This is a genomic window from Bradyrhizobium sp., from assembly GCF_017881085.1.
Classification (GTDB): Bacteria; Pseudomonadota; Alphaproteobacteria; order Rhizobiales; family Xanthobacteraceae; genus Bradyrhizobium.
The window spans coordinates 1-12,654 of sequence record NZ_JADGRI010000140.1; the positions used below are offsets into that span (position 1 = coordinate 1).

General features: G+C 59.3%; 14 protein-coding genes and 1 pseudogene. 6 read left to right on the forward strand and 9 right to left on the reverse strand.

Translation table 11 applies throughout. The features are described 5' to 3' along the window. Nucleotides 1–7: 7 nt before the first annotated feature. On the reverse strand, nucleotides 8–268 hold the full coding sequence (locus tag QZ213_RS14825) for a hypothetical protein (RefSeq protein WP_291686833.1): 261 nt from the start codon (nucleotides 266–268) through the stop codon (nucleotides 8–10). A 427-nt stretch (nucleotides 269–695) separates the two neighbouring features. Here QZ213_RS14825 and QZ213_RS14830 point away from each other — a divergent pair, with 427 nt between their 5' ends. Both QZ213_RS14830 and hemN read left to right on the forward strand, forming a co-directional pair. Then, the gene (locus QZ213_RS14830) at nucleotides 696–1,106 is read left to right on the forward strand and encodes a c-type cytochrome domain-containing protein (protein WP_291686834.1); all 411 of its coding nucleotides are present in this window, start codon (nucleotides 696–698) and stop codon (nucleotides 1,104–1,106) included. Nucleotides 1,107–1,181: 75 nt separating this feature from the next. Then, on the forward strand, nucleotides 1,182–2,531 hold the full coding sequence (gene hemN, locus QZ213_RS14835; protein WP_291686835.1) for an oxygen-independent coproporphyrinogen III oxidase: 1,350 nt from the start codon (nucleotides 1,182–1,184) through the stop codon (nucleotides 2,529–2,531). A gap of 15 nt (nucleotides 2,532–2,546) precedes the next feature. Here hemN and QZ213_RS14840 read toward each other — a convergent pair whose 3' ends face one another. Together QZ213_RS14840 and QZ213_RS14845 are read right to left on the reverse strand one after the other, a co-directional pair. Beyond that, a complete protein-coding gene (locus QZ213_RS14840; RefSeq protein WP_291686836.1) occupies nucleotides 2,547–4,844 on the reverse strand; it encodes a heavy metal translocating P-type ATPase in 2,298 nt (765 codons plus the stop codon). Further along, on the reverse strand, nucleotides 4,834–5,004 hold the full coding sequence (locus tag QZ213_RS14845) for a hypothetical protein (protein ID WP_291686846.1): 171 nt from the start codon (nucleotides 5,002–5,004) through the stop codon (nucleotides 4,834–4,836). The genes QZ213_RS14840 and QZ213_RS14845 overlap by 11 nt, the downstream gene beginning before the upstream one ends. On the opposite strand from QZ213_RS14845, the pseudogene QZ213_RS14850 reads away from it, so the two are divergent. Then, nucleotides 4,975–5,067 (forward strand): annotated as a pseudogene (locus QZ213_RS14850) (ERF superfamily protein); the annotation flags it as partial. The gene QZ213_RS14845 and the pseudogene QZ213_RS14850 overlap by 30 nt on opposite strands. Before the next feature lie 403 nt (nucleotides 5,068–5,470). On the opposite strand, the gene QZ213_RS14855 reads toward QZ213_RS14850, so the two are convergent. Continuing rightward, nucleotides 5,471–5,830, reverse strand: coding sequence for a Rap1a/Tai family immunity protein (locus QZ213_RS14855; RefSeq protein ID WP_291686837.1), 360 nt, complete (start codon nucleotides 5,828–5,830; stop codon nucleotides 5,471–5,473). A 378-nt stretch (nucleotides 5,831–6,208) separates the two neighbouring features. After that, complete coding sequence (locus QZ213_RS14860) at nucleotides 6,209–6,820, reverse strand: CBS domain-containing protein (protein WP_291686838.1); 612 nt, start codon at nucleotides 6,818–6,820, stop codon at nucleotides 6,209–6,211. Nucleotides 6,821–6,825: 5 nt separating this feature from the next. Between QZ213_RS14860 and QZ213_RS14865 the strand changes: the two genes are divergently transcribed. Next, complete coding sequence (locus QZ213_RS14865) at nucleotides 6,826–7,131, forward strand: hypothetical protein (protein WP_291686839.1); 306 nt, start codon at nucleotides 6,826–6,828, stop codon at nucleotides 7,129–7,131. Between the two features lie 662 nt (nucleotides 7,132–7,793). Here the strand turns inward: QZ213_RS14865 and QZ213_RS14870 are convergent. From QZ213_RS14870 to QZ213_RS14885, 4 genes are all read right to left on the reverse strand, one after another. Then, nucleotides 7,794–8,444, reverse strand: coding sequence for a hypothetical protein (locus QZ213_RS14870; RefSeq protein ID WP_291686840.1), 651 nt, complete (start codon nucleotides 8,442–8,444; stop codon nucleotides 7,794–7,796). 99 nt (nucleotides 8,445–8,543) lie between these two features. Continuing rightward, nucleotides 8,544–9,734, reverse strand: a complete 1,191-nt coding sequence (locus QZ213_RS14875; protein ID WP_291686841.1) for an ERF family protein — start codon at nucleotides 9,732–9,734, stop codon at nucleotides 8,544–8,546. After that, entirely contained in the window at nucleotides 9,718–10,545 is an 828-nt protein-coding gene (locus QZ213_RS14880; protein ID WP_291686842.1) for a YqaJ viral recombinase family protein, read from the reverse strand. Before QZ213_RS14880 ends, QZ213_RS14875 begins: the two co-directional genes overlap by 17 nt. 43 nt (nucleotides 10,546–10,588) lie before the next feature. Then, the gene (locus tag QZ213_RS14885) at nucleotides 10,589–11,356 is read right to left on the reverse strand and encodes a hypothetical protein (protein ID WP_291686843.1); all 768 of its coding nucleotides are present in this window, start codon (nucleotides 11,354–11,356) and stop codon (nucleotides 10,589–10,591) included. A 157-nt stretch (nucleotides 11,357–11,513) separates the two neighbouring features. Here QZ213_RS14885 and QZ213_RS14890 point away from each other — a divergent pair, with 157 nt between their 5' ends. Next, a complete protein-coding gene (locus QZ213_RS14890; protein WP_291686844.1) occupies nucleotides 11,514–12,095 on the forward strand; it encodes a hypothetical protein in 582 nt (193 codons plus the stop codon). Between the two features lie 7 nt (nucleotides 12,096–12,102). Beyond that, nucleotides 12,103–12,540 (forward strand): hypothetical protein, encoded by a 438-nt coding sequence (locus tag QZ213_RS14895; protein ID WP_291686845.1) that lies wholly within the window; start codon nucleotides 12,103–12,105, stop codon nucleotides 12,538–12,540. The last annotated feature ends 114 nt before the right edge of the window (nucleotides 12,541–12,654 follow it).

Genomic DNA, 12,654 nt, shown 5'->3' on the forward strand with positions numbered 1-12,654 from the left:
GATTCTTTCAGTGCTTGCCGGCGATCCAATCGAGAATCTGCGTGGAAGCGATGGTTTTCTTCGGCGTATGGGGATTCAGGGTCCCGGCAATCGCGCTCCAGCCCTTTTCGATGATTTGCTCGGCAAATTGGCGCGCTTCGGCCTCATCCTTGAATTTGCGAGTCGCGCGCGTCAACTTGCGCTCTCCGTCGTCGCGCTTCGGCGAAATGTTCGAGCGGTAGGAAACGTACCAGATAAGCGGCTCGGTCAAGCGATTGGCCTCGAACAATTTCCAAGTGACGCCATCTCGGAAGTCAACCATCGACGGAATCCATTTCCAATGTAGAACCTTTTTTATGAATTTCATTCCTGATCTTCATTGAGCTACGTCAAGAACGCTCGTAAAAATTTCATGCGGCCGGGACGAATCGAAGAGATGGCTTTTCCTTCAACACGGGGCCTCGTCGCGCCAGGAAACCGGCTCGGCGCCAATTCTTTGCGTGCTCCCTAACATCCCCAATCTTTAACCCGCCGATTTCGTATCCCCGGGGCCGCCCGCCGCGGACCTTTACCATACCGAATAGCTTCCCGGCCGGTCCGGCCCGGAGTTATTATTGACTTGCGTCAATCTCGGACGCATCTGTACGGCTATCGTGACTTTGCTCGTATGATCGTCCAGGCTGGGCGGAATACCAAGGGAAAAGAAGGACATTCACATGCGGCGGCGACTGTTAGTTCTGGGCGGAGCGATCTTTCTGGCGATCGGAGGCACCATCGGCGAGGAAATCATAAACTCGTCGGATCAGCTGTGCGCCGCCACGGCAAAGACCAGTTTTGCCGACGACGTGATGCCGATCCTCGTCGGACATTGTTTCAGCTGCCACCAGCCCGGCGGCCAGGGCAACGAAAAGAGCGGACTTGATCTGAGTTCCTATGAAGGCGTCATGAAGGGCACCAAGTCCGGCAAGATGGTGATCCCGGGCGACCCCGAAAGCAGCAATCTGATGTGGCTATTGGACTGGCGCGGAGCTCCGGAAACCCACATGCCGCTGGGCAAGAAGAAGCTGTCGACCTGCGATCGCGACGCCATCCGGGCATGGATTCGCGAAGGCGCCAAGAACAACTGAGGTGTGTAACTGAAGCGAACATCTGGCGGGCCAGGCATTCGAGCGCGGCTGGCAGCCGATTTGAAAGAAATTGCGATGCCTTCCGCCTTCGAAAAATACGGCAAAGTCAACGTTCCCCGGTACACCAGCTATCCCACCGCGCCGCATTTCTCGGCGCATTTTGCAGCAAGCGACTATCGAGAATGGCTCGGCGGGCTCGATCCCAACGAGCCGATCTCGCTCTATCTGCACGTGCCCTTCTGCAAACAGCAGTGCTGGTATTGCGGCTGCAACATGAAGCTGGCGGCGCGTTATTCGCCGGTCGCCACCTATGTCCAGCACCTGCTTTGCGAAATCGACCTAGTCGCCGACGCGCTACCCGCTCCGATGCCGGTGTCGCACCTGCATTTCGGCGGCGGCACCCCGACGGTGCTCGAGCCCGAGGACCTTGCCGCCGTGATGGCGCGCCTTGGCGAACGCTTCCAGCTAACACCCGGCGCCGAAATCGCGATCGAGAGCGATCCGCGCACGCTCGCCGATACGATGATCCAGCAGATCGGGGCGCTGGGCTTCAACCGCGCCAGTTTCGGCGTGCAGGAATTCGACCCGAAGGTGCAGGCCGCGATCAACCGGATCCAGCCGCCCGAAATGGTCGAGCGCGCGATTTCGGGACTTCGCGCCAGCGGCGTGCCGAACGTCAATTTCGACCTCATCTACGGGCTACCGCATCAAACGGCCGAGGCGCTTTGCCGGACCGTCGAGCAATGCGTCGCGATGCAGCCCGACCGCATCGCGCTGTTTGGCTACGCGCATGTGCCGTGGGTCGCCAAGAATCAGCGCATGATCGCCGACGAGAGCCTCCCCACCGCGCCCGAGCGCGCCGAGCAGGCCAGAGCGGCTGCCGCAACGCTGGTCAACAACGGCTATATCCCGATCGGCATCGATCATTTCGCGCGGCCGCAAGACAGCCTCGCCATCGCCGCAGCCGAGGGACGCCTGCATCGCAACTTTCAGGGCTATACCAGCGACGCCGCCCGGACGCTGATCGGGATCGGGGCGACCTCGATCGGCCGCACGCCGCAAGGCTACGTCCAGAACGCCAGCGAAACCGGAGCATGGTCGCGCGCCGTGGCGGCGGGAAAATTGCCGATCGCCCGCGGCCACGCGCTGACCGGACAAGACCAGCTTCGCAGCCTCGTGATCGAGCGAATCATGTGCGACGGAAAGGTCGACCTTGCCGCGGCCGGACGCGACCTGGGCCTTGCGGAAGCCTGGTATGCCGAGGAGATTCCCGAATTGCTGCAGATGCAGCAAGACGGGCTTCTGACCTATGAAGGCGGAAAGCTGGCGCTTGCTGCCGAAGGCCTGCCGCTGGCGCGCATCGTCGCTTCCGTGTTCGACACCTACCTGCGCGATTCCACCGCGCGGCATTCGGTTGCGGTCTGAACCGCACCGGCGTTTTCACGCCGCCGTTCGCTCCGCCACGGCTTCATAGATGTCTTCTTCCTGCGCGGTATGCATGCGCACCAGGGTCTCGATCGCCTCGATGATCCGCTGGGCGTCGCGAAGCAGGTAGCGGTCGACCTTCTCGGTCGGCAAATCCTCGACCACGCGGGCGAGCAGGCGGGCGAGATGCAGGATCTCGCGATGCGCCCGGCTCATGGCGGAAAGGCTGTGGCTTTCCCGCAGAATCCTGGCGAGCCGCGGATAGACGCTGCCTTCATCGTCGCGCTCGTGCACGACCACCTGCTCCTGCACCAGCCGGTTGGCCTCCGCGATCAGCGCGGCGCCGCTTTCGCCGGCGGCGTCGTCGAGCGCGTCGACGATTCCTCGCAGCCGGTCGAGATCACCGATCAGCGCCAGATGGTCACGATGCAGTTCGCGCCCATCCGCAGCCGTCATGCGCCGGCCGGCATGGCCGAAGCCGGGCGTCAAGGCGCGCAGCGCGTTTAGGATCACGGCCACATCGATCACCTCCTGAACGATCGCCGCCGGCACCGGCAGCAGCCAGCCGAGGCTGGCCGCCAGCATCGCCAGGATCGAGAGCCCCATCCCTGCGACAATGCTTTCGACCGCGATCCGCCGCGCCCGCTGCGCGATCAGGATCGCCTCGCCGACCCGATCGAGGCGATCGGCCAGGATCACCACGTCGGCGGCTTCCGACGAGGCGCTGGCTCCGCGGGCGCCGAGCGCAATGCCGACATCGGCGCAAGCCAGCGCCGGCGCATCGTTGATGCCGTCGCCGACCATGATGGTCGGGTGCAGCCGCTGCTCGGAGCGCACGGCATCGACCTTGTCGGAAGGCACGCGGTCGGCTAGCACCGAATCGAGATCGAGCGCGGCGCCGATCGCATGCGCGGCGGCAGCTCGGTCGCCGGTGACCATGACCATGCGGGCGATGCCCGCATCGCGCAGCAGGCGGATTGCCCTCGGCGTGTCGGAACGAAGCTCGTCAGCGAGCAGAAGTGCGCCGATCGGCCGTCCTTCCACCGCGACGAACACGATCAGAGCCGACCGCCACGAGGCGCGCCGGATCGCCCGCGACGCCCATTCGCCGGCGGGGCCGCCGGCATAGATCATGTCGCGCGAGCCGGCGGCTACCTTGCGCCCATCGATCACGCCGTGCAGCCCGGACCCCATGGATTCCCTGACCTGCTCGGGCACCTTGAGGGTAAGGCCGCGCGCGATCCCGGCCTCGACGATGGCGTGGGCGAGCACGTGATGCGACGCCTGCTCGAGCGAAGCACCCAACATCAGCACTTCCTCCGCCGATTCTCCGGGTGCGACCTCGACCGAGAGCAGCCGCGCGCCGCCGACCGTCAGCGTCCCCGTCTTGTCGAACAGCACGGTGTGGGCGCGCGCCAGCGCCTCCAGTGGCCCGCCGCCCTTGACCAGGATGCCGCGCCGCGCCGCCTGCGCGACCCCGGCGATAAAGGCGACGGGGGCTGCCAGGATCAGCGGGCAAGGCGTCGCCGCGACCAGCACGGCGAGCGAGCGGATCAGATCGCCCGAGATCAGCCAGGCGACAAAGGCGAGCACCAGCGTCACCGGCAGGAAGATCAGCGCATAACGGTCGGCGAGCCGCACGAACGGCGCCTTCGCGGTCTGCGCCGCGGTCACCAGTCGCACGATGCCCGCATAGGTGCTTTCGCCCGCCGCCGCCGACACCGCCAGTTCAAAGGTCTCGCCGGCGTTCAAGGAGCCCGAAAGAATGGCGGCGCCGCGCGTCTTGACCACCGGGATCGGTTCGCCGGTCAGCGCCGACTCGTCGATCGTTGCCGCGCTCGAGCCGAGGACACCGTCGACCGGAATGATTTCGCCCGCCCGCACCAGAAGCCGGTCGCCGACGGCGACATCTGATATCGGCACCTCCTCGATGTGATCATCGATGAGACGATGCGCCTCGCGCGGCGCGCGGTCGACCAGTGAGCGCAGATCATGCTCGGCGCGTGCAACAGCAATATCCTCAAGCACGTTGCCGCCCGAATACATCAGCGCGACGACCGCGCCGGCGAGCGGCTGGCCGAGCGCGAGTGCAGCGCTCATCGACACCAGCGCGATCGCATCGACGCCCAACCGACCGGCCATGAAATCCCGGACGATCGAGACCGCCAGTCCCGCCACCACAGGCGCGGTCGCGAACCACCAGCAGAGATCGGCGAGGTCCTGCCGGCCGACGGCGTGGGCGGCAATACCGGCAGCCAACCCGGTAACCGCGATCGAGACGAGGGCCCACCGCAGGATGCGTTCAAATGACATTGCTTGATCCGTGCTGATGCAGCTTACGCTGCTTTTCGCCGAAAATGCGCTCCTCGCGCTTGAGCGAAATCAATCGCGCGGGGCCGAATTGCAGCATTGCGGCGACGTGCAAGCGGGAATGATATGCAAATGCGGCAGAAGCACCGCTGACGCCCACCATCTGCGGTTCGCCCAGCCCCGGGCGATGGGGCGCAAGGTCAGCGATGAGTTCACCGTCCCGCTTTTGTCGAACTCAGCACGGGACAACCATCGATTCGGAGATCGATTCGGAGATGAAGTCGCTTGGGGGGAGAAAGGCTATTGATCCTATCGCGACGTCCTGGATGCTCTGGGTCTCGACCCGGTATATCGAATGAAGGCCGTTAAAAAATCGTCTCACGCACGACGAAGCTGTGGATGGGGACGTTCGTATCTCCTGTAGCGTCGAGTCCCAGATTTAGAAGGACTGCCACACCAGCAACTCAAGAGCAGTAACTCGACCACGCGTCGGTTCCCTGGTTTGTGCAATTGGACCGATCCCATAAGGAATTGCACACGCAAGGTGCCGAGATTTTTGTGCTTGGCTAACCGCATTCAGCGGGTTCAGAATTGCTTCCCTCAGCGTCTCGCTAAGCGATAGCTCATGATCATTTGCTTTTCTCACCATCCGCACAGGGGAAAGCCTCTTTGAGAGCTTCCAGCGCCAGAAGCCTAAATGACTTGTGACGCGTTTCAGGATGAACATCGAGGTACTTCAATACGACGTCCATCTCCTGCACAACGGGAACTTGAGTGGGAACGCAGATTAGCGGATGTATGCTGAGACCATAAACGACCCCAAAGCACCACCCATATTGGAAAGACCCACTCGATTGTGCCAGCTGCTTAGGGTCTTTCTTGCACTCGTGTAGCCAATAGTTTCCGCTGGTCTGGTCATCCTCCGCCAAGACAGGCGTCGCCAGCGCAATTCCGACAGCCAGCGCGATTAGCGCGGTGATCGTCTTCATACCAAATCTCCCTTGGCTCAAACGCCACGAAGCGTCGTCGTTTGCGTAAATCTCGCACATTAGATCGGTTCAAGGAAACGAAAGCGGACGCTTCTGGGTATGGAAAAACAACCCAAAAGCGTCCGCATTTTGCATCGAAAATGGCTCGGAAGCTCCTCAGCTACAACCTCTCTAGTGAAATCATCCGCGCAGCAGCGTCTTTGACTTAAATCAAACGGCGCTATTCGGATGGCGCGGTTCGATCATATCCCTGTTTTGGCTGAACGCCTCGCAGTCAGATCTAAGTCGGGAGCACGACCGGCGCTACGCCGTAAGCGGACGTTCAACCGACATTTTTGTATCACGCAAACATGCCATTAGCGCACCGCACGATTGTCCTTACCGGGCGGCAAAGTTGACGAGCTCTTGAACCTCTCCTAACTGGTCCTGTACCAGCCAGCGGGTCAGATCGCCGCTCGATACAACGGCAAGCACCTTGCCGTTGTCCACAATCGGCAAGTGCCGGAATCGCCGCTCGGTGATCAATTGCATCGCGTCGCTGACTGTCGTCGCCGGACTAATGCAATATGGGTCTTTCGTCATCACCTCGGACACTTTCGTGTTGCGTGGATCAAGGTTGCTAGCCAACACCTTGTTCAGCGCGTCCCGCTCTGTGAAAATGCCTATCAGCCGACCATCATCCATGACCATCAGAGCGCCGATTTTGCTAGCGGTCATTAAACGCACACACTCGGTGATTGAGGCGTTAGGCCCAACTGAGTGAATCGTCCTGCTCCCCTTGAATATTTCATTCAATGGCGTCTGACGCTTGTCTCGTGACCTCATGAAGTAAACGCCGGCGATAACGACGATCACGAATGCAATGAGCACATACATTTGAATTTGGCCCAAAAGCGCCCCCAGCAGCTCTTCCTGAGTGGCAGCAAGTGCCGCAGAGGAAACCAGCGCAAGACCGATTCCAATGCCCGATTTGCAAAGAAGCTTTCTCATCACCGTTGATCCTCGCCATTCTCCGCCTCGGCGCCCGCCCCGATGAAGCAGCGGACCCAATGGTAAAAAAAAGCCGTGAACTTAACCAGACCGCGCAGCGATCAAGCTGCTACAGTGATCGGGACTGGAAGTCCGCCAAGAGTAGCGTTGCTACAAAGGCCAATACGGCGACTAGGACGACTGAAAACAAAATCGAATCGATGGGCATGATTATCTCCTCCTCGGACGTTTTTTTGTCGTTAATCAAGGCCCAGCCACACCTGATGACTCATGAGCAACTTGGTTGCACCGCTGGTCTCGGCATTCTCTGAAGAGAGAAGCGGCGCCGCCCGCGGAACTGAACCGGCCAACAACCTTTCGCCGAGCCGAAAGTTGATTCGAAAATTAGGCTTTCAGCATGAAAGGGCGAGGACGCGCTTCGCTTTTGCATGACGCTCTCCTTGTTTGTTTTCAACTAAAACAGTCGTGCGCGGGCATAACGAGATTGGTAGACTATGGTTGCAATGCAACAATCAGCACGCAGAGCCAGCAGTGCTACAAGACCCTTTTGACTACTGCGGCAAGCGCCGCATCGACAGAAGTCGGTGTACGGCGGCGATCCTTGACCGATATGCACGAGATAAACTCTGGAGTGGCGAGGACAACAGCAGAGGTTACTTGCTGAGCGCAATGATCTGGATCAAAGGGTCAGTGGCCCTGATAGAATTGGACCGACCGTTCCCGCCATATGTCCGCTTCTCTAATCGGCCGTTCGGAGTCAAGCACTTTCAGACTATGCGACGGACGCCACTCGACAGCAAAAGCGAATTCACAATCGCTCAGCGAGACATCTTGCGCAATGACGGTTTGGGTGGCGCCGCCAGATCCTGTCTGAAACGGCCGGCCGGTCGATATGCCGTCTTGTTTCAAGCCTGATGCACTTCCGCTATTTACGATTGCGGGTCTCGTCCGTCGCGATCCAGCAGAATAGCTTTCAAAAGGCTTGTTTGCGAACATCAGTCAGACCGGCTTTGGAAACGCGCTCAAACTTTCCATCAATTACAGCGTCTGACGACCTCCTAGCGCGTTTTGCAAACTCGCGTCGGATGCTGATTTCCCGAAGCAATACCATGCGTCGGTTTTGCGCCGCGTGCATGAGATCATCGAACATTGAAAATGATCCTTGTGCCTGGTAAAATGCTTCCGCATTCACGACGGTATCATCGAAGCCGTGTTGTCGCAGTCTTGCCTCGATTTCGACCGCGGCATCTGCATCATTGCGCCATTCTGCAACGACCCGCCCGACTTGAAATTCCAGGTGGGGGAATTGTTCGGCTGACATCCCTTCGCCGTCTAGTCGCAGTAGGATCGCTCTGATCGCGCAGTGGCGGTACTCCGCCAGAACACGCTGCTTGAGGCCACGATAACGCAGGATCTCCCAGGACAATTCGATGAGATCAAGGGTCCACAACCATTCAAGATTGGTTTCGGGCTGGACGTTCTCGACCATCATTTGGCGGATTGCTTCAAAGTCGCTTCGGCTTTCGCCTGGGAGCAGGTCGCACGGCTCTGAAAACGCCTGTAGCTCCGCGGGCATCTTTAGCCGGGAAGGTGAATTGGATCGGTTGTCAGTCTGGTCGACCATGGTCGTTAACTCCTGGCCGCGGTTTTTTGGCGAGCGTTGGTGGTGCCAAAAAGATGGCGTTTCGGCCTAGTGATGGAAGGACAAATGCAGAACGAATGGTTATAACTTTAGCGTCATCGCCATTTCGCCAACGCCGTCCTTTGCGATCGAAGTATTTGGCTGAAGCAACGTGGTCTGCCAGAGATCCCTTGCCACCTCGATCGGGGCAATTTGAACGTTGGCCCACCACGCGGTTTCGTTTCCATAGCGGTGCAGGTCCCGATGGTGATCCCGGCACAATGGCACGGTGAATTCGTCGCTGACCTTTCGGCCTAGTGTTCGGGGTTGCGCAAACTTCAGATGATGCGAATCGCAGGGTGAGCGTTGGCAAATCAGGCAAGGTTGGGCTGCGACGAAAGCGAGATGGGCCTTGTTTCTCCGCCGGACTAGTTTGCGTAAGGGAAAGACTGTTCTAGCCGTCGGCGGCTGTTGACCGTCAACCGCCGAACCAATAGCGACCGCCGCTCCGTTTTCTGAGCTGGTCGATGTCGGTTCCGACGACGGACCTAGAACCTTGGGCTGAACTTTGACATCGCGATTTGCTACGTTCAGGATCGCTTGATAGGCCGCCTCGACCGTAAGGGCGTCGCCCGCTGTGAGCGTGTTCTTCGCAGGCAGTCGCCGATGCGCCCACAGCGCAAGATCGTCGCCGTCTTTGAGGCCTTGAATCTCGGAGACCAACTGATCGCGCAATGTTGCTGAAGGTTCAGTTCCAAGGACCGGCTTTGGGTGCCGGGGTTTGTGGATGGAGTCGTTGGACGGGTTGCGGCTGATCTGAGGAGGTTGGTTTGGACCAGAGCGCATCACAGGCGATGGCTCCGTGAGGAGGTCGGGGACATCGAGATCGTCCTCACCGGCGATGCCGACCAGGGCAAACAGCGCATAGCGTCGGGCATAGGTTAGCGCCGCTCCCATCCGGTGCGGGGTAGCGGTCTCGCTGACGGCGCAGACCGGCCAGTCCGAGGATATCCATTCGCCAGAGGCATGCGCTAGAAGCGTCGTCAGTCTGATCTGGCCACTGTCCTGATCGATGGCGGTCGTCTGGATCGTGGCGATCTCATGCTGGCCCAGACTTTTGCGGACGAGATCAAGCCCGCTAGCCAGCGAGGCATAGCGGAAGGTCCTGTCTCCCTCGCGTGGAAACGGCGAGCGGATGGTCGCACTCAGGGACTTTTCGGGGTTAGCGAGTTCGCCCTGGGCCTTGGCCAGCGCCGCGGCAATGGCGCCGATGGTGTCACTGGAGCGGTGCATCGGCCACCTCCACATCCATCAGCTCAAAGCTGATCGCTCCAGACTTGGAGCGTTTAGCCCGCAGGCCATGCCCAATGGCCTCCTTGGCATCCTCCGGTACCAGTTTTTTGATGTCGGCCTTGGCGCTTTCATGCTCTTGATAGGCCGGCCGGGTCCGGCGGAAGGTGGCTGCGAACTCTGCCCACGAATTGGAGCCACTCATATCGACGATGCGGACCGCCTCCAGCCGCGGTCGTGGCGGCTCGACCCCGAACAGCCGGGGTTCTTCGCCGCTCATCACGCAGCGCCAGAAGTTCTTCTCCGCGGTGAGCAGCAGGTGTTGGTACAGCGGATCAGCATGAACCGACATCTCGACCCACTTGCCGCCGCCAGTGATAATCGACAACACCGCTGACCGGGCGTTTGCCACCCACATATTGTGCTGTAGCTGCGCCATGTGCTTTTCGGCGGCGGCTTCTTCCGAGAACGTCCAGGGCAGCATGAACTTGGCCTCGAACACCGCGCCACCGGGATCCACCAGGCCGTCTAGCGTCGCTGCCATCCATTCAAGGACCGGATGCTGGACCCGTCGCTGCACGTCCTTGATGACGTGCCCGGAGTTGCGTTCAAACCAGCGCCGATTGAGGTCCTCTGTAACCGTACCAAGCTGGACGATCAGATTATCGGAAAGATCCTCCGGCTCGACCTCGCCGCGCTTCTCCCGCCACAGACGGACCAACATCGCCTCATCGCTGCCCATGATCATCCGGGCGTCGGAGCCACCGATGAAAGAACGGCGCTCAATTTTGTTCGGCTGAGTAGCTGGTCTCATTTTACTCTCCAGTGTACCGCTCCAAAGTGATCGGTTATGCGAGCTACTTGTGATCGCGAGTCCATGTTCCGAATTTCGTTTCGAGCCTTGCTCCAAGTTTAATGGCGCCTGATTTATCGCGAGAATAATTCGAGCAATTGACACGGGGGGCACGACGAAGGGCTGATAGAGGCGGACGTTTTGGTGCCACCGGATCCTCGTCGTGAAATTCGGGATCGGTTTTTTTCAAAATGGCGCAGAGATAGCGGATGTGTTCTTTTTTCAACTGCCATTCGAGCTTGTCGAATGTCCGGTCACTCATACCGCGCGGTTTTCCGATTCCCGGTCCGAAATGATCGGTTTTGAGTTTTTGCGCGAGCTTGAAACAGCGGCGCAGGTAGCGAGCAGCTCCGGGGTCGGCGCGCCGATATTTCAGGCCGGTCGCGTCGCGCGATAGAAAGCGGTCGCCGTCAGGCGCCAGATAAAGCGCCTGGACCGATTGCCTCGTTTCGGGACAGGTGGCCCGCCACAACCAGCCGCCGACTTTAGCGGGCGTGCCGCTGAGATAGAGCGTCTGTTCCGTCGCGCGATCGGCCCACCCGCGAAAGGTTAGGAAAATACCGCCAGAGACCGGATCACCGGTTTTCGTCGGCCAATTCACTGTGATGGACACGGTAGCGACCCGGTCTGGACTACTGCGCAGGTCGCGACAGATCACTTGGCCGGTTGGGCAACTTAGTGTGATTGAATAGGCGCTTTGCTTGCCCGTTTTCATGGCCACGGCCATCAATGAACGGACATCCAGTTTCAGCGCTTCATCGAGATACTGCATGGTTACCTCCAAACCGGCTCGGGTTGGGTAACTCCGCAGGCCCAAGGTTGAAAGCGAATTATTGCACTCAGGGAGTGCATTTTTACAATATAACGACTTGTAGTCGATCTCGATCGGAGTGATAATTCTCACTCGTTTTCAACAGGAGGATTTGGTCATGACAACTGAGCGCAAAACCGATTTTTCGCTGATTTTCGGGGAGCCGGCTTTATTGAAAGGTGAAAGCCGAGAGAAGTACGATTTATTGCGGGCGCATGTGGCGGCCCAGCTTAACGCTAACGATGATGTTTTCTCTCAATTGAGGGTTCAAGAGGTCACGGACGGCATTTGGGAGGGCCACCGGTTCAAGCGTCTCGGGTTCCAAATGATTGAGTCTGCATTCGTTACGGCTTTGCAATATTTGCTGCAGCCGGCGTGTGCTGGTATTGCGCGCAGCGCAGAGTTGATGGCGCACGACTACTACTTCGGCAAACCAGAAAAACAAACGCTTGCCAAAGAAATCGCGGCCGAACTTGGCATCACGGCTGAAAGGATTTTGGGCCAGGCAATTGCAATGAGCGGCGAATTTAGAATGTTCGATCGCTTGGCCGATAACCGCGCGACAACATACAAGGGGCTGCTCAAAGATCACGAACGACAGTTGCGGAAAACTGAAAAGCGAAAGGCTGCAGCAGACCGTCAACGCGAACCGGCTCGTGTCAATGACAATTCGGCCGCCGCCAAAAAAGACGTCGCGTAGGTAACCCATGGCCACCGAAAAGCAGATTGCTGCCAACCGCGCCAATGCCAAGTGGAGCACAGGTCCCAAGAGCGCTATCGGCAAGATGGTATCGAGCCGCAACGCGTACCGCCACGGTCTGTCCTGTCCCTTGTCACTCGGTCCCGATAGTTCAACCAAGATTGAGGCCATTGCTCAAACGGTAACGGGAGATGGCGCTGGTGAAGAGCAGTTGGTCTCGGCCGCCGAGTTTGCGCGGGCTCAACTTGAGCTGCTGCGGATCCGTTCGACGCGCGCAGAATTGATGGCGAAGTTTGAGCTTAGCTATAACAACACGCAGGAATTGCGTCGCATGGTAGCGCTGGACCGCTACGAGCGTTATTCTCTCACCAAACGCCGACGCGCGTCGCATAAGCTTTATGCTCCGACCAGCAGACGAGGAGGTGGTGCAGGAACAATGGAATAGCTTGCGAGAGGAGACCCAAATGCGAGATAGGGCGCGACGTGCTTTTTGCCAGAACGAACCCAATTTAGGATTGGCCGCCCCAGTTTTTAGATAAATCAATTCAGGCAGTGTTGC

Bases quoted from the DNA above. Each gene is read 5' to 3' on its own strand.
- QZ213_RS14830 (WP_291686834.1), top strand. From the start codon at position 696: ATGCGGCGGCGACTGTTAGTTCTGGGCGGAGCGATCTTTCTGGCGATC.
- hemN (WP_291686835.1), top strand. From the start codon at position 1,182: ATGCCTTCCGCCTTCGAAAAATACGGCAAAGTCAACGTTCCCCGGTAC.
- QZ213_RS14840 (WP_291686836.1), bottom strand. From the start codon at position 4,844: ATGTCATTTGAACGCATCCTGCGGTGGGCCCTCGTCTCGATCGCGGTT.
- QZ213_RS14845 (WP_291686846.1), bottom strand. From the start codon at position 5,004: ATGGTGGGCGTCAGCGGTGCTTCTGCCGCATTTGCATATCATTCCCGC.
- QZ213_RS14855 (WP_291686837.1), bottom strand. From the start codon at position 5,830: ATGAAGACGATCACCGCGCTAATCGCGCTGGCTGTCGGAATTGCGCTG.
- QZ213_RS14860 (WP_291686838.1), bottom strand. From the start codon at position 6,820: ATGAGAAAGCTTCTTTGCAAATCGGGCATTGGAATCGGTCTTGCGCTG.
- QZ213_RS14870 (WP_291686840.1), bottom strand. From the start codon at position 8,444: ATGGTCGACCAGACTGACAACCGATCCAATTCACCTTCCCGGCTAAAG.
- QZ213_RS14875 (WP_291686841.1), bottom strand. From the start codon at position 9,734: ATGCACCGCTCCAGTGACACCATCGGCGCCATTGCCGCGGCGCTGGCC.
- QZ213_RS14880 (WP_291686842.1), bottom strand. From the start codon at position 10,545: ATGAGACCAGCTACTCAGCCGAACAAAATTGAGCGCCGTTCTTTCATC.
- QZ213_RS14885 (WP_291686843.1), bottom strand. From the start codon at position 11,356: ATGCAGTATCTCGATGAAGCGCTGAAACTGGATGTCCGTTCATTGATG.
- QZ213_RS14890 (WP_291686844.1), top strand. From the start codon at position 11,514: ATGACAACTGAGCGCAAAACCGATTTTTCGCTGATTTTCGGGGAGCCG.
- QZ213_RS14895 (WP_291686845.1), top strand. From the start codon at position 12,103: ATGGCCACCGAAAAGCAGATTGCTGCCAACCGCGCCAATGCCAAGTGG.